At 68.2% G+C, this 18695-nt stretch carries 17 protein-coding genes; 7 read left to right on the forward strand and 10 right to left on the reverse strand.

Features of this window, described 5'->3' with window-relative positions; genetic code table 11:
• Positions 1 to 90: 90 nt before the first annotated feature.
• Entirely contained in the window at positions 91 to 1599 is a 1509-nt protein-coding gene (locus tag BM009_RS13580; protein ID WP_093296987.1) for an ABC1 kinase family protein, read from the reverse strand.
• Positions 1599 to 4187, reverse strand: a complete 2589-nt coding sequence (pepN, locus tag BM009_RS13585; RefSeq protein WP_093296988.1) for an aminopeptidase N — start codon at positions 4185 to 4187, stop codon at positions 1599 to 1601. Before pepN ends, BM009_RS13580 begins: the two co-directional genes overlap by 1 nt.
• Positions 4188 to 4377: 190 nt before the next feature.
• Between pepN and BM009_RS13590 the strand changes: the two genes are divergently transcribed.
• The 4 genes from BM009_RS13590 (at position 4378) to BM009_RS13600 (ending at position 8572) form a co-directional block, all read left to right on the forward strand.
• Positions 4378 to 6030, forward strand: a complete 1653-nt coding sequence (locus tag BM009_RS13590) for a M28 family metallopeptidase (RefSeq protein WP_093296990.1) — start codon at positions 4378 to 4380, stop codon at positions 6028 to 6030.
• Between the two features lie 6 nt (positions 6031 to 6036).
• Positions 6037 to 7194, forward strand: coding sequence for a M28 family peptidase (locus tag BM009_RS13595; protein WP_254772285.1), 1158 nt, complete (start codon positions 6037 to 6039; stop codon positions 7192 to 7194).
• Positions 7195 to 7204: 10 nt separating this feature from the next.
• On the forward strand, positions 7205 to 7642 hold the full coding sequence (locus tag BM009_RS23000; protein WP_254772286.1) for a M28 family peptidase: 438 nt from the start codon (positions 7205 to 7207) through the stop codon (positions 7640 to 7642).
• Between the two features lie 111 nt (positions 7643 to 7753).
• The gene (locus BM009_RS13600; protein ID WP_093296991.1) at positions 7754 to 8572 is read left to right on the forward strand and encodes a Rossmann-fold NAD(P)-binding domain-containing protein; all 819 of its coding nucleotides are present in this window, start codon (positions 7754 to 7756) and stop codon (positions 8570 to 8572) included.
• Here the strand turns inward: BM009_RS13600 and BM009_RS13605 are convergent.
• The 5 genes from BM009_RS13605 to BM009_RS13625 all read right to left on the reverse strand — a co-directional run bounded on the left by BM009_RS13605 (position 8482) and on the right by BM009_RS13625 (position 13635).
• Entirely contained in the window at positions 8482 to 9399 is a 918-nt protein-coding gene (locus BM009_RS13605; RefSeq protein WP_093296993.1) for a DMT family transporter, read from the reverse strand. The two genes, BM009_RS13600 and BM009_RS13605, sit on opposite strands and share 91 nt — an antisense overlap.
• Before the next feature lie 163 nt (positions 9400 to 9562).
• Entirely contained in the window at positions 9563 to 10564 is a 1002-nt protein-coding gene (locus BM009_RS13610; protein WP_093296994.1) for a threonine aldolase family protein, read from the reverse strand.
• 191 nt (positions 10565 to 10755) lie between these two features.
• Positions 10756 to 11733 carry an L-histidine N(alpha)-methyltransferase gene (gene egtD, locus BM009_RS13615; protein ID WP_093296996.1) on the reverse strand — a complete coding sequence of 326 codons (978 nt, stop codon included), beginning with the start codon at positions 11731 to 11733 and terminating at the stop codon, positions 10756 to 10758.
• Positions 11733 to 12995, reverse strand: coding sequence for an ergothioneine biosynthesis protein EgtB (gene egtB, locus BM009_RS13620; RefSeq protein WP_093296997.1), 1263 nt, complete (start codon positions 12993 to 12995; stop codon positions 11733 to 11735). The genes egtD and egtB overlap by 1 nt, the downstream gene beginning before the upstream one ends.
• Before the next feature lie 73 nt (positions 12996 to 13068).
• Complete coding sequence (locus tag BM009_RS13625; RefSeq protein WP_093296998.1) at positions 13069 to 13635, reverse strand: cob(I)yrinic acid a,c-diamide adenosyltransferase; 567 nt, start codon at positions 13633 to 13635, stop codon at positions 13069 to 13071.
• A gap of 158 nt (positions 13636 to 13793) precedes the next feature.
• On the opposite strand from BM009_RS13625, the gene BM009_RS13630 reads away from it, so the two are divergent.
• Positions 13794 to 14234: a DUF2231 domain-containing protein gene (locus tag BM009_RS13630; RefSeq protein WP_139216617.1), complete on the forward strand. Its 441-nt coding sequence runs from the start codon at positions 13794 to 13796 to the stop codon at positions 14232 to 14234.
• Positions 14234 to 15526, forward strand: coding sequence for a PQQ-dependent sugar dehydrogenase (locus BM009_RS13635; RefSeq protein ID WP_093297002.1), 1293 nt, complete (start codon positions 14234 to 14236; stop codon positions 15524 to 15526). Before BM009_RS13630 ends, BM009_RS13635 begins: the two co-directional genes overlap by 1 nt.
• Before the next feature lie 6 nt (positions 15527 to 15532).
• On the opposite strand, the gene BM009_RS13640 is transcribed toward BM009_RS13635, so the two are convergent.
• The 3 genes from BM009_RS13640 to gluQRS form a co-directional block, all read right to left on the reverse strand.
• Positions 15533 to 16834, reverse strand: coding sequence for a hypothetical protein (locus BM009_RS13640; RefSeq protein WP_139216618.1), 1302 nt, complete (start codon positions 16832 to 16834; stop codon positions 15533 to 15535).
• A 73-nt stretch (positions 16835 to 16907) separates the two neighbouring features.
• Positions 16908 to 17135: an HIG1 domain-containing protein gene (locus BM009_RS13645; protein WP_093297005.1), complete on the reverse strand. Its 228-nt coding sequence runs from the start codon at positions 17133 to 17135 to the stop codon at positions 16908 to 16910.
• Positions 17136 to 17144: 9 nt separating this feature from the next.
• Complete coding sequence (gene gluQRS / locus BM009_RS13650) at positions 17145 to 17987, reverse strand: tRNA glutamyl-Q(34) synthetase GluQRS (protein ID WP_093297006.1); 843 nt, start codon at positions 17985 to 17987, stop codon at positions 17145 to 17147.
• 100 nt (positions 17988 to 18087) lie between these two features.
• Between gluQRS and BM009_RS13655 the strand changes: the two genes are divergently transcribed.
• Entirely contained in the window at positions 18088 to 18654 is a 567-nt protein-coding gene (locus BM009_RS13655; RefSeq protein ID WP_093297008.1) for an HNH endonuclease, read from the forward strand.
• Positions 18655 to 18695 lie beyond the last annotated feature (41 nt).

Raw genomic sequence — 18695 nt, forward strand, 5'->3', positions numbered from 1 at the left:
GGGGGAGGAAGCCCGGCGGCTCCGTTCTGGAATCCTCCCCCTCCGTCGCCTTCGGCGCCACCTCCCCCTGGCGGGGGAGGATACGCTGCTTCAGTGCAGCCAGACCGCCAGAGTGATCAGCCCCGCGCCGGCCACCAGCGCCGCCGCGATCCACCCGCCGGCCTTGGTGATCGCCGCTGCCACGCCCGTATCCGCGACCGGCGCCTCCAGGCGCGCCGCCGCCGCGCGCAGCAACCGGGGCGCGTCCTCGCCCAGTTCCACCAGCGCCAGTGCCAGCGCGGCCGAACTCGCCGCCATCCGCGCCGGGCCGAAGCGGTTGGCCAGCAGCGCAACCTGCGCCCGCCCGATCGCGCCCGACAGGTCGAAACCCGGCGCGATGCGGTCGAGCACGCCGTCCATCGTCACCATCGCCTTGAACACCAGCAGCAGGTCCGGCGGCAGCACCAGCCCTTCCTCGCGCAGCAGCCGGAGGAAATCGGGCATCATCGCCGAGAGGACCAGCTTGCCGCCGCCATGCCGCTGGACGATCGCCTCGGCCGCGCGATCGATGGTGCGGCGGGGGACGTCATGGCCCTCGCTCCACAGCGCCAGCGTGTCGGCGAGTGCCCGGGCATTGCCACTGGTCAGCGCCAGCACGAAGGCGATGAACTCGTCGCGCCGCTTGGGTCCGACATGGCCGATCGAGCCGAGGTCGAGCAGCGCCAGCTTGTCGCCGGGCAGGCAGAGCAAATTGCCGGGATGCGGATCGGCATGGAAGCGGCCGTTGACCAGCACCATCGCGATCACGGTATCCGCGCCGAGCTCCGCGATCGCCTCCGGATCGATGCCGGCGGCGCGCAAGGCCTCGCCAGAGACCGGCTTCACGCCGTCGATATAGTCCATCACCAGCAGCGTCTCGGACGTCCATTGCCAGTGGATCTCGGGCACCACGACGCGTGGGGTATCCGCCATATCCGCGCGCAGCAGATCGGCGTTCCTGCCCTCGGTGGTGAAGTCGAGTTCTTCCAGCAGCGCCTGGCGCAGCTGGCGGGCGAGCGCCACGGGCTCGAAGCGCCGCGCCTCGGCGCTGCTCCTGGCGACCAGCGCGGCCAGCTCGCCGATCAGGCGGAGGTCCGCTTCCATCGCCGCGCGGATGCCGGGGCGGCGAACCTTCAGCACCACCTCGCGGCCATCCGCGAGCCGCGCGCGATGCACCTGCGCCATCGAGGCGGCAGCCAGCGGCTGGGGATCGAACGAGGCAAACGCCTCCTCGGGCGGCATGCCGAGCGCGGCTTCCACCTCCGCGCGGATCGCCTCGAACGGCAGCGTCGGCGCGGCGCTCTGGAGCAGTTCCAGCTCCACGATCCACTCGGGCGGCAGCAGGTCGCCGCGGGTGGCGAGGATCTGGCCGATCTTCACATAGGTGGGGCCTAGTGCCTCCAGCGCCAGCCGGGTGCGGCGGGGCAGGGGCAGGGCACCGGTCTCGGGATCGGCCACATCGGCCTCCCCGGCAAAGCCGAGCTTCTCCAGCAGCACGCCCAGCCCGAAGCGCGCCGCCACGGCCGCGACGGTCCGCACGCGGGCGGAATCGCGGACCGTCGCGGTGAGCAGCCGGAGCATCAGTCGAGCGACTTGGTGGCCTGCTCGAACATGTCCTTGCTGAGGCCCGGGCTGGCGACGATCCGCTCCAGCTCGCCCCGCATCAGCGCGGCGCGGGCGGGGTCGAAGCGCTTCCAGCGGCCGAGCGGCGGCACCAGCTTGGCGGCGGTCTGCGGGTTGAGCTTGTCGAGCGCGATCAGCTGGTCCGCGACGAAGCGATAGCCGCGGCCCGAAGGATCGTGGAAGGCCCGCTGGTTCATGCTGAACGCGCCGACCAGCGCCCGCGCCCGGTTGGGGTTAGCGAGGGTGAAGTCGGGGTGGCGCGCGAGCTGCTCGACCGCTGCGAGCGTGTCGTCACGCGAGGAGAGCGCCTGGGTCTGGAACCACTTGTCCAGCACCAGCGCGTTGCCGGCATAGCGCTGGTAAAAGGCCTCGATCGCCTTCTCGCGCAGGCTCGACGTGCCGTTGACCAGCGTGGCGAGGCCGCCCTGGCGATCGGTCATGTTGTCGGCCGCGTCGAACTGGGCATAGGCGAGCTCCGCCGCATCCGCCGCGCCGCTCGCGGCGATATAGCCGAGCGCCACGTTCTTCAGGCGGCGCGCGCCCTTGGCGGCTGGCGAATATTCGAAGCGATTGGCTCGAGCGCCTTCATAGGCGGCGCGCCACTCGGCCTCGAGCAGGTTGCCCAGGTCGGCCCGCAGCGCCTCGCGGGCGCGGAAAATCGCTTCGGGATCGACGATCGCCATCTGGTCGCCGATGAAGCTGTCGGACGGCAGCAGCACCGCCTCGGCGATGAAGGCGCGGTCCAGCGACGGGTCGGTCAGCGTGTTGCGGACCGCGTCGATCAGCGCGGCATGGTCGCCCTTGCCGGTGGTCACGGCGCCGACCAGCGTGTCGAGCATCAGCTGCTGCATTGCCTCATAGCGGGCGAAGGGATCGTCGTCATGCGCCGAGAGGAAGGCGAGGTCCGCCGCGCTGCGATTGGCGTCGACGATCACCGGCGCGGAGAAGCCGCGGTTGATCGACAGCACCGCGCGCTCGGGCAGCTTCTCGAAGCGCAGTTCCTGCTCGGGCTTGTCGAGCAGCACCAGTTGTTCGTCGATCAGCGGGGCGCCGCTCTTCTCGCCGAACAGGCGGATCTTGAGCGGGAGCACCATCGGCTCCTTGACCGGCTGGCCCGGCGTCGGCGGCACGGTCTGGGCGAGCGCGAGGCGGGTGGTGCCGCCGTCCTGGACGAGATTTGCCGAGACGCGCGGCGTGCCCGCCTGGCTGTACCAGCGGCGGAACTGGCCGAGATCGACGCCGCCGGCCTCTTCCATGCTCGCCACGAAATCCTCGCAGGTGGCAGCGGTGCCGTCGAAGCGATCGAAATAGAGGTCGGTCGCGGCGCGGAACTTCTGCGGCCCCAGGATGGTGGCCATCATCCGGATCAGCTCGGCGCCCTTGTTGTAGATGGTCGCCGTGTAGAAGTTGGAGATCTCGATATATTCGTCCGGGCGCACCGGATGGGCGAGCGGGCCGGCATCCTCGGGAAACTGGCTGGCGCGCAAGCTGCGCACATCCTCGATCCGCTTGACCGCGGCCGAGCCCTGGTCAGCCGAGAAGCCCTGGTCCCGGAAGACGGTGAAGCCTTCCTTCAGGCTCAGCTGGAACCAGTCGCGGCAGGTGACGCGATTGCCCGACCAGTTGTGGAAATATTCGTGCGCGACCACGGCGGCGATCGCGTCATAGTCCCAGTCCGTCGCGGTGTCGGGGTCGGCGAGGATGTAGCGGCTGTTGAAGACGTTCAGCCCCTTGTTCTCCATCGCGCCGAAGTTGAAATCGTCCACCGCGACGATGTTGAACACGTCGAGATCATATTCGCGGCCATAGACCTCCTCGTCCCACTTCATGCTGAGCTTGAGGGCGTGGAGGGCGTGGTCGGTCTTGGGCAGGTCGGGCGCGCGGACATAGATGCCGAGCTGCACCTCGCGGCCCGACATGGTCGTGAAGGTGCCGGTGTTTGCGACGAGGTCGCCGGCGACCAGCGCGAACAGATAGCTCGGCTTGGGGAAGGGATCGTGCCATTCGGCCCAGTGGCGGCCGCCCTCGGCATCGCCCTGCGCCATGGGGTCGCCATTGGCGAGCAGCACCGGGAAGCGCGCCTTGTCCGCGGTCATGCGGACCTTGTACTTGGAGAGCACGTCCGGCCGATCGGGGAAGAAGGTGATGCGGCGGAAGCCCTCGGCCTCGCACTGGGTGCACAGCATGCTGGACGAGGCATAGAGGCCCTGGAGCTGGGTGTTGCGCTCGGGCGCGATCACCACTTCGGTCTCGATCGTGTGGGTATTGCCGGTCAGCGGGATCACCAGATCCTGGCCGTCCATCCGCCAGTTCTGCGCGGCAACGCCGTCGACCTTCACCGACGTAGCTTCGAGCCCATCGCCGTTCAGCACCAGCGCACGATCATGCGCTCCGTTGCGGGTGACGTGGAGCGCGGCGTGCACCCGGGTCGCGGCGGGGTCGAGGTCGAAATCCAGCGCGATCTCGGGCACCAGCCAATCGGGTTGACGATAGTCCTCACGGCGAATGGCCTGGGGGGCTGCGGCGGCGATGCGGGCGTCACTCATACCGGTTCGATATAGGACAAGCCGCCCCGGCTGCTACTCTATTCTCTCGATTACCTTCACCGGAAAGATCCTCCGAACCTTGTTGCAACATTACGGCATCGGAACGTCGATGGGTGTGCGAGGGTAGCAATTGACCCCCTCCCCATCCCTGCTAGGCTTGAAATAATCTTGCGATCCACAGGGAAACCCGATGCTTCGACCGACTGCGCCGCTTGCTCTCCTTCTCGTCGCGGCGTCGCCCGCGCTCGCCCAGACCGCCGCCGAGCGGAACGCCATCATTACTGCGCCGCTCCCCGCCGATCAGGCGGCGCTGAAGAGCCATGTGATGTTCCTCGCGTCGGACGCGCTGAAGGGCCGCGAGGCGGGGTCGCCGGAGTTCGAGATCGCGGCGAACTATGTCGCCTCCCAATTCTACGCCGCGGGCCTCAAGCCGGCGGGCGATGATGGCGGCTATCTGCAGAAGGTGCCGCTGGTCAGCTACAAGCTGGACGGCAGCGGCGCGATGTCGATCGAGCGCGGCAAGGCGGCGCCGGTCGCGCTCGAAGCGGGCAAGGACTTCATCGCCGGCGCGAACCCTGAGAAGCCCGAATACAGCGTCACCGCACCGGTGGTGTTCGTCGGCTACGGCATCGTCGGGCTGGGGCGCGACGACTACAAGGGCGTCGACGTGAAGGGCAAGATCGTCGCCTTTTTCGGCGGCGCGCCCTCCAGCTTTCCCGGCGAGGAAGGGGCGCACTTCCAGAACCCCGCCGCCAAGGCCGAGATCGCAAAGAAGCACGGCGCGCTGGGCTATATCACGCTCGAATCGCCGCTCACCGCCAAGACGCGGCCGTTCGCGATGTATGCCGCCTATGCCAACCGCCCGCGCGTCACCTGGGGCAATGCCGACGGCACCGGCCATGTCGCAGCACCCGGCACGCCGGGGCTTGGTCTGCTGAGCCTCGCCGGTGCCGAGAAGCTGTTCGCCGGTGCCAAGACCCCGTGGTCGGCGATCGCCAAGGCGGCGGCGGTCGACGGCGCGACCTTCAAGGCACTCCAGCTGCCGGGCACGCTGACGATCGCGACCAAGACCGTGCTCACCCCGATGCCGAGCTTCAACGTGGCGGGCATGATCGAGGGCAGCGATCCCAAGCTGGCCGGCGAAGTCGTCGTGCTCTCGGCGCATCTCGATCATATCGGTGTCGGCAAGCCCGATGCGAAGGGCGACACGATCAACAACGGCGCGCTCGACGACGCGATCGGCACCGCCTCGCTGATCGAGGAAGCCAAGCGCTTCAAGGCAGCGGGCACCAAGCCCCGTCGCTCTATCCTGTTCCTGGCGGTGACGGCGGAGGAGAAGGGCCTGGTCGGCTCCGATTACTTCGCCAACAACCCGACGACCCGGAACACCATCGTCGCCGACGTGAACCTCGACATGCCGATCATCACCTATCCGTTCGAGGATATCGTGGTCTATGGCGCCAACCACTCGACGCTGGGCCCGATCGTCGCCAAGGCGGCGGCCGAGATCGGCGTGAAGATGTCCGACGATCCCTTGCCGGGCGAGAATATCTTCGTGCGTTCGGACCACTATAATTTCGTGCGCAAGGGCGTGCCTTCGGTGTTCCTGTGGCCGGGTGCCGGTGGCCCCGGCCGCGCGGCGATCGATCACTTCATGAAGAACCATTACCACCAGCCCTCGGACCAGATCGACCAGCAGCCGGCGATCAACTGGCAGTCGGGCGTGCGCTTCGTCGACGTGAACTTCCGCATCGCAAATGCGATCGCCAATGGCGACGCGAAGCCGGTGTGGAACAAGGGTGATTTCTTCGGCCTCACCTATGACGGTCCCGGCGCGAAGTAAGCCCTGGTGAAGCGTTCGCTGCTTGCCCTGCTCCTGCTCGCCGGCCCCGCGCTGGCGCAGCAGGCGCCGCCGCTCACCCCCGAACAGGCGGCGATCAAGGCGCATGTCCAGTTCCTCGCCTCGGATGCGCTGCGCGGTCGCGAGGCAGGAACGCGGGACTATGACGTGGCGGCCGAATATGTCGCGGCGCGGATGCTCGCGATCGGCCTCCAGCCAGGCGCCAATGGTGGCTGGTTCCAGCCGGTGAAGCTCACCACCTATCGCCCGGCCGAGAAGGCGGTGTGGGTGCTGAAGCGCGGCGGCAAGGACGTGCCGTTCGCCTTCGGCAAGGATTTCGTCAACGAGCCGGTGCCCTCCGCCCCCGACTTCAAGGCCGAAGGCGAGCTGGTCTTCGCCGGCTACGGCATCGTCTACCCGCAGGGGAAGCGCGACGACTATAAGGGGCTCGATGTGCGCGGCAAGATCGTCGCGATCCTCGACGGGACCCCCAAGGGGCTGCCCAACGAAGTGAACGCGCATTTCGGGGACGACGGGCAGAAGGCGCGGCTGGCGGCGGCGCGCGGCGCCAAGGCGGTGCTGATCGTCGAGACGATCGCGCGTGCCAAGGACCTCAGTGTCGAGAAGTTCGCGCCCTATTATGCCTATCCGCGCACCGGCTGGGCGGGGCCGGACGGCGTCGCCAACGCGGTGTCGCCCCAGGCCCCGGTCGTCGGCCAGGTGAGCCAGGCCGGGGCGGCCAAGCTGTTCGAGGGCGCGCGCATCCGCTGGAGCGACGTGCTCGCCGCGCAGACGCGCGGCAGCCGCATGCCGACCGGGCCGCTCACCGGCACGCTTGCGGTGGCCAGCAAGACGCGCCTGTCGACGCGGGACAGCCACAATGTGGTGGGCAGGATCGAGGGCAGCGATCCCGCGCTCAAGGCGGAGACGGTGGTGCTGTCGGCGCATCTCGACCATGTCGGCGTCGGCGAGCCGGTGAAGGGCGACACGATCTACAATGGCGCGATGGACAATGCGGTCGGCGTGTCGATGCTGCTGGAGATCGCCAAGACCATCCAGGAAAGCGGCAAGCGCCCGCGCCGCTCGCTGCTGTTCGCGGCGCTCACCGCCGAAGAGAAGGGGGCTGATCGGCTCCGATTATTTCGCGCATTTCCCGACCGTGCCTAAGGGCTCGATCGTGGCGGACGTCAATTTCGACATGCCGATTCTCACCTATCCGCTGGTCGACCTGGTCGTGCTGGGCGGCGAGCGGTCGAGCATCGGCCCGGTGGTCGCCGCCGCGGCCAGGGCCGAAGGGCTGGGCGTGGTGCCCGATCCCGAGCCGGAGGAGATGTTCTTCGTCCGCTCGGACCATTACAGCTTCGTCCAGGCGGGCATCCCGGCGGTGTCGATCGACACCGGCCCGGGCGGCACCGGGGCGGTGGCGGCACGCAAGTTTCTCGACGAGAATTACCACAAGCCTTCGGACCAGATCGACCTGCCGTTCGACTGGGATTCAGCGGTGAAGTACAAGCATGTCGGCCTCGCCACGGTGCAGGCGCTGGCCGACGGCGACACGCGGCCGCGCTGGAACCAGGGTGACTTCTTCGGCACGCTGTTCGGGGGCGGGCAGTGACGTCCAATCACCCTCACCCTTTCGGCGCTTCGCGCCTCCTTCCCTCTCCCAATGGGAGAGGGAAGGGGCCCGCCGCCGCAGGCGGTGGGAAGGGTGAGGGTGACCGCTGAAATGCGGCTGCTCGTCTTCGGTCCCGGCTATACCGCTTCACGCTTTATGGCGGCGGTGCAGGCGCGTGGCGGCGAGGTCGCCACGGTCACCCGCGCGACCTTCACCGATCAGGCACGCACCCGCGTGGAAATCGCGGCGGCGACGCATATCCTGTCGAGCATCCCGCCGGGCGAGGCGGACCCGGTGCTCGCCGCCTATGGCGCGGATCTGGCGGCGAGCGGCAAGTGGCTCGGCTATCTCTCCTCGACGGGCGTCTATGGCGATACCGGCGGCGGCTGGGTCGACGAGAGCGCGCCGCTCCGGGGGCGGCGCGGCGGCCGGGTCGAGGCGGATCTCGGCTGGGGGGCGCTGCCCAATGCCCATGTCTTCCGCCTGCCCGGCATCTATGGCCCCGAGCGCTCGGCGCTGGAGCGGATGGCGGCGGGGGCGACGCGGGTCTATTTCCCGGGACAGGTGTTCAGCCGGGTGCATGTCGACGATCTGGTCGCGGGCGTGATCGCGGCGTTCGCGGGGCCGCCCGGCGCGTACAACCTCGCCGACGATCTGCCGGCGCCGCAGGCCGAAGTGCTCGCCTATGCCGCCGAGCTGCTCGGCATCGATCCCGGCCCGGCGGTGACGCCCGACGAAGTGGAGCTCAGCGCCGCCTCGCGCGCCTTTTATGCCGAGAACCGGCGGGTGGCGAACGGCAAGGCGAAGCGGCTGCTCGGCTGGCGGCCGCGCTACGCCGATTACCGGTTGGGCCTGCGCGCCCTCAAGGCCAGTACCAGCCCGACCAGCACCAGTACGCCGCCGCCCACCGCCAGCAGCGACCAGCGATAGCCTTCGAACAGCGTCGACAAGAGCATCGCGATCACCGGAATCAGCACGCTGGTGTACGCGGCCTTGGCCGGGCCGATGGTGCGGATCAGCTGGAAGTAGATGGTGAACGCGATCGAGGAGCCGAACACGCCGAGATAGACGATGCCGAGCAGATAGGCCGGCCGCGTCTCGATCACCGGCGGGCCGACCGTCGCGAGCGCGAAGCCCGCATCGAGCGCCGACCCGACCAGCATCGCCCAGCCGAGCGTGGTCGCCATCGGATAGGCCTTGGCGGTGCCGGTCGCCTGCATCACGTTGGCGACAGAGGCGGATAGCACGCCCGCCAGCGCAATGCCTATGCCGAGCAGCGCCTCGTGCGGGCCGACGGGGTTGAGCCGCGCCTCGTGGAGGAAGAGCAGCGCCACGCCCGCCATCGCGACGACCGAGCCGATCAGCAGCTGCCGCCCCATCTTCTGGCCGAGGAAGATCCGAGCCAGGATCGCATTGGGCACCAGCAGCAGCGCATAGACCACCGCGACGACGCCCGAGGTGACGTGCGATTCGGCGCGGTAGACGAAGTTGAAGTTGAGCACGAACTGGGCAAGCCCGAGGCAGGCGGCGAAGGCGAGGCCGCGCGCGTCGAGCAGCAGCCGGTCGCCCCGGAACGCCGCCCAGAGCAGTGTCGTCACCCCGGCAACGAGGAAGCGGTAACTCACCGACCAGCTCGGCGGCACCACCGCGAGCTGATCCTTGATGACGAGCCAGGTCGAGCCCCAGATCAGCGTCACCAGCAGGAAGGGGATGAGGACCGTCAGCCGGGCGGAACGAGGGGTGTCGGCGCCGATCACAGCGCGTCTGCGAGTTGCCGCTCGGCCGCCTCACCCGACCCGTCATCCCCGCGGAGGCGGGGATCCATTGCCCAGGAGGGCTTGGTTCTTTCCCCAAGCGCACAGGCGAATGGATCCCCGCCTTCGCGGGAATGACGGTGGTTTGGGTGGAGAGCGGAGACTGTCACAGCGCTGCGATCGCTTGCGCCAGCGGCCGGATCGCGTCTTCGGCCTGATCCCAGCTGGTGACGAGGCGCACTTCGCCCTCGGCCCAGTCGTAGAAGTCGAAGCCGAGCGCGCGCAAGGCTTCGGCTTCCGCCGGGCTCGCCTTCAGGAACACTTCGTTCGCCTGCACCGGATGCACCAGCCGGTCGCCCGCCGCCTCGGCGAGCAGCCGCGCGCCGGCATTGGCGGCGCGGGCATTCGCGCGCCACACGTCGTTGTCCAGCATCGCCAGCAACTGCGCGGCGAGATAGCGGCCCTTGGAGAAGAGCAGCCCCGCGCGCTTGCGGCGATAGAGCGTCACATCGGCGAGCTCGGGCCGGAAGAATATCAGCGCCTCGGCGCTCATGCCGCCATTCTTGACGAAGCCGAAGCTCAGCGCATCCACGCCGGCGCGCCAGGTGACGTCGCCTGGGTGGCAGCCTAGATGCGCCACGGCATTGGCGAAGCGCGCGCCGTCCATGTGCAGGCCGAGCTTGCGGGCCTTGGCAAGATCGCCGATCGCCGCGACTTCGTCGGGGGTATAGACCAGGCCATATTCCGTGGCGTTGGTGATCGAGATGGCGTGCGGCTGCACCTGGTGGACGTCGTTGCGGATTGGGTCGACAACGGCATGGATCGCCTCGGGCGTGAGCTTCGCACCCGGGCCGGTGGCGGTGAGCAGCTTGGCGCCGTGGGTGTAGAATTCGGGCGCGCCGCCCTCGTCGCAATTGATATGCGCGTCGCGGTGGCAGACGATCCCGCCATGCGGCGGGCACAGCGCCGTCAGCGCCAGGCAGTTCGCCGCGGTACCGGTCGGCACCCACAGAGCGCGGACCTGGGTGCCAAACAGGTCGGAGAAGGCGCCGTCGAGCCGCTTGGACCAGGCATCGCCATCATAGGCGGTATCGAGCGTGTTGGCATCGACCAGCGCCTGGAGCACGGGCGGGCAGACGGCGGCGGCATTGTCCGAAAAGAAGCGCATGGGCGGGAGCCTTGCGGGTTCCTTCGGCGGGGGTCAACTGGCTGGTTCCGGGGATCGTTATTTCACGCGAAGGCGCGAAGTCGCGAAGATAAGAAGGCATCTTCGGTCGCGCAGAGGCGCGGAGGACCGTCCGCTCCTCTGCGCGAACCAAAGCGCTTCGCGTCTTCGCGCCTTCGCGTGAAACCAAAGAGCTACGGCGCGCGGCGCAGCGGCTGGGCTTCGCACAGGATCAGCGCGAACCAGTCCTTCTCGTCGGTCCATTGCTCGATCGGCGTCCAGCCGCCCGAACGGAGCAGCTGACGCGCGCCGTTGGGGCCGTATTTGTGGCTGTTCTCGGTGTGGATCGTCTCGCCCGCCGCCATGGTGAAGGGGCGCCCGTCGATGGTGAAGTCGACATCGCGCTGCGCCTCGAGGTGCATCTCGATCCGGGCGCAGTCGGCGTTCCAGATGGCGCGGTGACGGAAGGCGTCGACCGGGATCGTGCCGTCCAGCTCGCGGTTGATCCGCTCGAGCAGGTTGAGGTTGAACGCCGCGGTCACGCCCGCCGCATCGTCATAGGCGGGGACGAGGATCTCGGGCGACTTCACCCGGTCCATGCCGATCAGCAGCCGCGCGCCTTCGCCCAGCCATTCGCGCATCGCGCGCAGCAGGTCGACAGCGTGCCAGGCATTCATGTTGCCGATCGTCGAGCCGGGGAAGAAGCCGAGCTTGGGCAGCGTCGCCACCTGTTCGGGCAGCGGCACCGGGCGGAGGAAATCCGCCTCGACCGGATAGACCGGCAGGCCCGGAAAGGCCTGGGAGAGCTGGGCGGCCGAATGGCGCAGGAACTCGCCTGAGATGTCGATCGGCACATAGGCGGCCGGCTCGATCGCGCGGAGCAGCCGCGGCGTCTTCACCGACGAACCCGAGCCGAATTCCACCACCGCCGCATTGGGCGCGGCGAGATTGCCGAGATCCTCGGCGATTGATTCCATCAGCGCGCTTTCGGTGCGCGAGGGATAATATTCGGGGAGCTCGGTGATCTCCTCGAACAGCTCCGAGCCGCGACGATCGTAGAACCAGCGCGCGGGGATTGCGCGTGGGCTGGCGGCGAGGCCGGTCAGCACGTCGGCGCGGAAATGGGGGTCGGCAAGGCTGGCCTGGCCGTCTTCGAGTTCCTGCTTGAGCATCAGAGGTCCTTCGCCAGACGCACGCCGGTGAACTGCCAGCGCTGGTGGGGATAAAAGAAATTGCGGTAGCTGGCGCGGACATGGCCGCGCGGGGTGGCGCAGCTGCCGCCGCGCAGCACGAACTGCCCGCTCATGAACTTGCCGTTATATTCGCCGACCGCACCCTCGGCGGTGCGGAAGCCGGGGTAAGGGCGGTAGGCGCTGCCGGTCCATTCCCAGACATCGCCGAACCAGGCGGGGCCGCCGGTGGAGGGGCGCGGCTCGACCGGACCGGCGGCATCGAGCTGGTTGCCGCCCAGCGGATCGGCACCCGCCGCGGCTGCTTCCCATTCGAATTCGGTCGGCAGCCGGGCGCCTGCCCAGCTGGCATAGGCATCGGCCTCGAAGAAGCTGACATGCGTTACCGGTGCGGCGGGGTCGATCGGGCGACGGCCGTCCAGCCCGAAGCGCGTCCAGACGCCGTCGATCTCCTGCCAGTAGAGGGGGGCGGCGATGCGGTTCGCCTGGACCCAGGCCCAGCCGTCCGACAGCCAGTGGCGCGGATCGGCATAGCCGCCATCGGCGATGAACCCCGCCCATTCGCCGTTGGTGACGGTGCGGTTCGCCAAGGCGTGGGGATGAAGCAGGGTGGGATGGCGCGGCGTCTCGCAATCGAAGGCGAAACCCGCCAGATCCTCGGGCATGTCGATACCCGCGCTGGCCTGGCCCGCCGCGCCGTCGATCCAGACGATCGGGCCCGGCATCGCCACCGGCACCTTGGCCGGGGCCGGCCACATCGCCGGTTCGAGCGGATTGACCGAGAAATGATGGAGGATGTCGGTGAGCAGCAGCTCCTGGTGCTGCTGCTCGTGCTGGCAGCCGAGCGCGATCAGCGCGAGCGCCTCGGCCGGCAGCGTCGGCATCGCCGCGACGATCGCCGCATCCACCGCGGCGCGATAGGCGTGCACCTCGTCCAGCGTGGGGCGCGAGAGCATGCCGCGGCGGGGGCGGGCATGGCGCTGGCCCTCGGCCTCGTAATAGCTGTTGAACAGGAACGGCCAGCGTTCGTCGAACAGGCGATAGCCGGGGACGTGATCGCGCAGCACGAAGGTTTCGAAGAACCAGGTCGTGTGCGCGAGATGCCATTTGGCCGGCGATGCGTCGTCCATCGACTGGAGCGTCGCATCAGCATCGGACAGCGGCGCCACCAGTGCGGTGCTGAGCGCGCGAACGCCCGCAAACTGCGCCGCCAGGGCGTCTGGGGCGGCGGCATTGGCGGGCATCGTTCGCATTCTGTTCTCCTACCGCAGGCCGGTTGCGGTGACAACCCATACGGCGGGATGCGCGCGGGACAGGCTATTGGTTACGAGGCCCCCCTGGGACCCACAAAACGTCCGCCGCGCCCTTTTGGTTCATGGTGCGCGCCGCCACGAACAAAAAATCTGAAAGTCTATTGAGATAGATGAGTGCGTTGCTGCTCAGCGTGCCCTGGTCGTTGGCTGCCACCGCAGCGCGTTCGGCGCGGCGGGTGATCGCGCGGGCGAGGTGGATCGCCGCCGCTGCCGGGCTGCCGCCGGGCAGGACGAAGCTGTTGAGCGGCTGGAGATCGTCGTTGAGCCCGTCGATCGCGGCTTCCAGCCATGCGATCTGTTCGGGGGTGATCCGCAGCGCGCCTTCGCGGTCGCCCGGCGTGGCGAGATCGGCGCCGAGATCGAACAGGTCGTTCTGGATGCGCGCGAGCGTCGCGTCGAGCGGGTCGCCGGCCGCGAGCGTGGTCCGCGCCACGCCGATCGCGCTGTTCGCCTCGTCGACATCGCCGATCGTCTCCATGCGCGCGGAGGCCTTGGAAACGCGCGAGCCGTCGGCGAGGCCGGTGGTGCCGGCGTCGCCGGTGCGGGTGTAGATCTTGTTGAGCTTGACCATGCGCGGGAGGGTAAGGCCGATGCGCGATCGGGGCTAGAGGGCCAAGGGACAGGGCCGAGCGTTTCCTCCCCCGCGAGGGGGAGGATTAGGCTGGCTGCGACGGAACCCCTTGAAAGCGCGACCGTTCGAAGGACCTGCCTCGTCTGGGGAGACGTCCCGTGCCCGATCCTGTACCACTTCGCACCCGATCCTATGGTCTGCCGTTCCACCCGATTGTGCTCGGCCTGCCATTTGTCTGCTTCTTCGCGGGCATGATCACCGACATCGCCTATTTCCGGACCTACGACATCACCTGGAAGAACTTCTCCGACTGGCTGATCGCCGGCGGCATGGTGCTGGGCGCGCTCGGGGCGATCGTCGGCATCGTCGATCTGGTGCGGCCAGCGGTGCGGGCCAATCGGCTGCTCGTCCCCTATGCGATCGCCTATGCCGTCGCGATGGTCTTGGCGCTGATCAACAATTTCATTCACAGCCGCGATGCCTACGGCGCGATGCCGGCGGGTCTGATCCTGTCGGTGCTCACCGTGCTCATCCTGACGGGTGCATCGGCGCTCGGCGCGATCCTGCTGCGCCAGAGCCGTTTTGGAGGAACCCGCTGATGCGTGCATTGCTTCTCGCTGCGGGCGCCACGCTCGCGCTCGCCGGTTGCGCCAGCAAGGGCGGCGATACCAGCCAGCAGATCGGCGGCGATCCCAAGCTGCCGGACATCCAGCAATATCTCGTGCCGCCGATGCACGTGGTGCCGCCCGCCCCCTGGGGGTCGGCCAAGCCCAAGGTGCCGGCAGGCATGAAGGTCCAGGCCTTCGCCACCGGCCTCGCCAAGCCGCGCTCGGTCTACACGCTGCCCAATGGCGACGTGCTGGTGGTCGAGACCGACGGCCCCTCCGAGCCGATCCATCGCCCCAAGGACGTGGTGATGAACCTGATCCAGGCGCACGCCCATGGCGGCGGCAAGGCGGGGATGGACATCATCCTGCTCCGCGATGCGAATGGCGACGGCGTGCCCGAGCTCAAGACCAAGTTCATCACCGGCCTCAACTCGCCCTTCGGCGTGGCGCTGGTCGGCGGGGATCTCTACGTCGCCAATACCGATGCGATCCTGCGCTTCCCCTATCAGACCGGCCAGACCAGCATCACCGCGGCGGGCACCAAGCTGGTCGACCTGCCCGGCGGCCCGATCGATCACCACTGGACCAAGAGCCTGGTCGCCAGCCCCGACGGCACCAAGCTCTATGTCGGGGTGGGATCGAACAGCAACATCACCGAAAACGGCATGGACGCCGAGCGCGGCCGCGCCGCGATCTGGGAAGTCGATCGCGCGAGCGGTGCCTATCGGCTCTACGGCACCGGCCTGCGCAACCCCAACGGGCTGCAGTTCGAACCGCTGACCAACGTGCTGTGGACGGTGGTCAACGAGCGCGACGAGCTGGGGCCGGACCTGGTGCCGGATTACCTCACCTCGGTGCGCGACGGCGGCTTCTATGGCTGGCCGTACAGCTATTGGGGCCAGAACGTCGATCCGCGGGTCAAGCCGCAGCGGCCGGACCTGGTCGCCAAGGCGATCAAGCCGGACTATGGCCTGAGCAGCCATGTCGCCCCGCTCGGCATGGTGTTCGCCGCCAACGCCGCGGCGCTGCCGGCGCAGTGGCGCTCGGGTGCGTTTATCGGCGAGCATGGCAGCTGGGATCGCGGCCATCTCAACGGCTACAAGGTGATCTACGTGCCGTTCGCGGAAGGACGCCCCTCGGGCAAGGCGGTCGACGTGGTGACCGGCTTCGTCGAGGGCGAGAAGGCGCACGGCCGTCCGGTCGGGCTGGGGCTCGACAAGACCGGCGCGCTGCTGATCGCCGACGATCTGGGCAACACCGTGTGGCGGGTCAGCGGCGGCTGATCGGCGTCAGACGATCGGCCCCGAAAGGTAGACATAGACGCGCGACCGGGCTTCGCGATCGAGGTAGCGGACGACATAGTCGAAATGCGCGAAGCCCTTGGTGCTGCGCGTCGCCGGCGCGACCGTGATGTTCTGGCCGGTGAGCGTCACGACGATCTTGCCGGCATTCTCGGCGTCTACGATGACCCGGTCGATGGTCGCGGTCCGTCCCGAGACGCCGGGGAGAAAGTCGTTCGCAAGCGGCGTCGCGATCGGGCTGGTGTCGGTGATCCAGATCGGACGGAAGTCGGGCGACGGGTATAGCAGGCTCGGGTCGAGTACCGGCTTGGGCGTGGTGGCGGCCGTCCGCACCCAACCGCGCATCGTCTCCAGATCATAGCCGCGAATGGCAGCGAGTTCGTCGGGCGAGGACTGGGCGATGTTCCGCTGCAGGGTCGGCTGCAGATAGAAGACCGCCGCCTGAACCAGGCTGCGCGCTGCATCGAAATCGCGCAATTCGCTGGGGATGAGTGTCTGGAAGCGCTGATACAGGGCGAGCGCGAAATCTTTCTGCTCGGCGTTCAGGCCCGGATCGTTCGGCAGGAACAATACCTTGCGCAGGAAGACCGGATCGTCCAGCCCGGTGACGCCGCCGCCCTTGATCGCGTCGGCCAGCGGCGCCCACGGATCGGGTGCATAGGTGGGGCTAACCATCTCGGCGAGGATGATCAGCCGCGTGTTGATGGCGGTCAGCCGGGCGGCCATTTGGGCAACCGCAGGGTCCGGATCGGCGATTTTACGGTAGGGATCGAACCGCAGCAGATCGGTGCCGGCGGCGGCGGCGTCGGTCAGGCCCAGAAAGCGCCGGACCACGTCCTGGTCGCCCACCCGATCGATCAGCGTCGAGATGGGCGACACCAGCATCGCGCCATAGGGCGCGCTGAGCGGTGGGCCGACCTGCGTCACGGTATCGACCCCGACGGCCTGGATCGGCGGCTTTTCCTGCGTTCGGTCATAGGTGCCGAGACTGTAATAGCCGGCGATATCCGCGCCGAATTGGCCGAGAAGGTTGGTCGTCTGCCCGCTTTCGCTGTCCTTGCGCACGCCGTCGCCATTGACGTCCCACAGGACGGTGCCGAGCACGGGACCGATGCCGATGACGGCCGCCGGGGGCGTAGGCGGCGGCGTCGGGCTGGGCGTGGGCGAAGGGCTGGGAATGGTGGCCGGTGTGCTCACCTGCCCGGACCCGCTGCTGCCGCCGCCGCCGCCGCCACAGGCGGCCAGCGCCGTCGCCAGACAAACGCACGCAACCGCCTTCGATCCCCGCATCCTATCCCCCGTGCCGCCTTTATGGCGCTTGCCGGCAGCATGCGTGCACCGCGGTGCGGAAGTAAAGGCGCTTTCAGCTCTTGGCGGAGGCGATCAGCAGGATCAGCGCGGCGACGCCGATCGCCACTGCCTGGAACAGGATGCGCTTCTGCATCAGCTTGTTCGATCGCAGCGCGCGCTGGCTGGGGCCGTCGCCTTCCAGGTCCTGCGTGGTGGTGCCGGCCATGTTGACCAGCCCCTTGATGAGGAAGAACAGCGTCGCCAGGACCGCTGCGAGGAACAGGATCGCGAGGAACAACATGCGCGTACCCTACGCCTCGATTTGCCCGAAGCCAATCGGTACTTCCCCTTTGCGCAGTCTGTCGGCGAGCACGCGGCCATCCTCCCCCGCCAGCCGCAGCGATGCCAGCGTCGGGGCGCCGTGTCGCTTCGCGAGCCGCTGGCCGTCCGGGCCGGCGAGCAGCCCATGGTGGCGATAGTCCGGCGTCGGCAGGTCGAGCAGCGCCTGGAGCAGGCGGTGGACATGGGTGGCGGCGAACAGGTCGGCGCCGCGCACGACATGGCTGATGCCCTGCGCGGCGTCGTCCACCGTGACGGCGAGGTGATAGCTGGCCGGCGCATCCTTGCGGGCGAGGATCACGTCGCCGTGGCTGAGGGGATCGGCGGGGACGATGCCGGCATAGGCATCGTGCCAGATGAGCGGCCCGGCCAAAGCAACCGCTTTCGCCATGTCCAGCCGCCAGCTGTGCGGGCGCGTCAGGTCCGGATCGGCCAGGCCGCGGCAGGTGCCCGGATAGAGCGCGCCGTCGGGCCCATGCGGCGCGGAGAGACTCGCGGCGATGTCGGCGCGGGTACAGAAACAGGGATAGAGCAGCCCCATCGCCCGCAGTCGGTCAAGCGCATCCTGGTAGAGCCCCAGCCGCTGCGACTGGAAGCTCGGCGGTTCGTCCCATCGCAGCCCCAGCCAGTCGAGATCGGCGAGGATCGCTGCGACATGTTCGGGCCGCGACCTTGTGCCGTCGATATCCTCGATGCGCAGCATGAAACGACCCCCGCGCGCCCGCGCGAAATCGTGCGCCTGCAGCGCTGAATAGGCGTGCCCGAGATGGAGTCGACCGGTGGGGCTGGGGGCAAATCGGGTGTGGATATTCATGAATGTGGCTCTTGACCGTGAGTCGCGGCATATGCTGTCATGCGGGCGTCACGCTTCTGCGCAAGAGGCGAGGCACCGAAATCGAGGGTGAGGTTCTTGCATGTACCATCCCGATCTGATCCGCCATCCGGATGGGTGCCCGGCGCTCGTGCTGAACGCCGACTATACGCCGTTGAGCTATTATCCCCTCAGCGTGTGGCCCTGGCAGACGGCGATCAAGGCGATCTTTCTCGAGCGCGTCGACGTCGTCTCCTATTATGAACGCGAGGTGCGAAGTCCCAGCGCGGTGCTGAAGCTCCCTTCGGTCATCGCGCTCAAACAATATGTTCGGCCTTCGCAATTCCCCGCCTTCACCCGGTTCAATCTGTTCCTTCGCGACAAGTTCGCCTGCCAATATTGCGGATCGCACCGGGATCTCACCTTCGACCACGTCATTCCCCGCGCCCAAGGCGGCCGCACCACCTGGGAAAATGTCGCCACCGCCTGCGCCCCCTGCAACCTGAAAAAGGGCGGCCGCACTCCCCAGCAGGCCGGCATGCCGCTCTACATCCAGCCGATCCGGCCGACGAGCTGGCAGCTCCAGGAACATGGCCGCCGCTTCCCGCCCAACCATCTCCACGACACCTGGCGCGACTGGCTCTATTGGGACATCGAGTTGGAGGCCTGAGCGGATAGCGCGCAGCATCTTTTTTCTCACGCGAAGGCGCG

It is taken from the genome of Sphingomonas sp. NFR04 (assembly GCF_900114095.1).
GTDB lineage: Bacteria > Pseudomonadota > Alphaproteobacteria > Sphingomonadales > Sphingomonadaceae > Sphingomonas.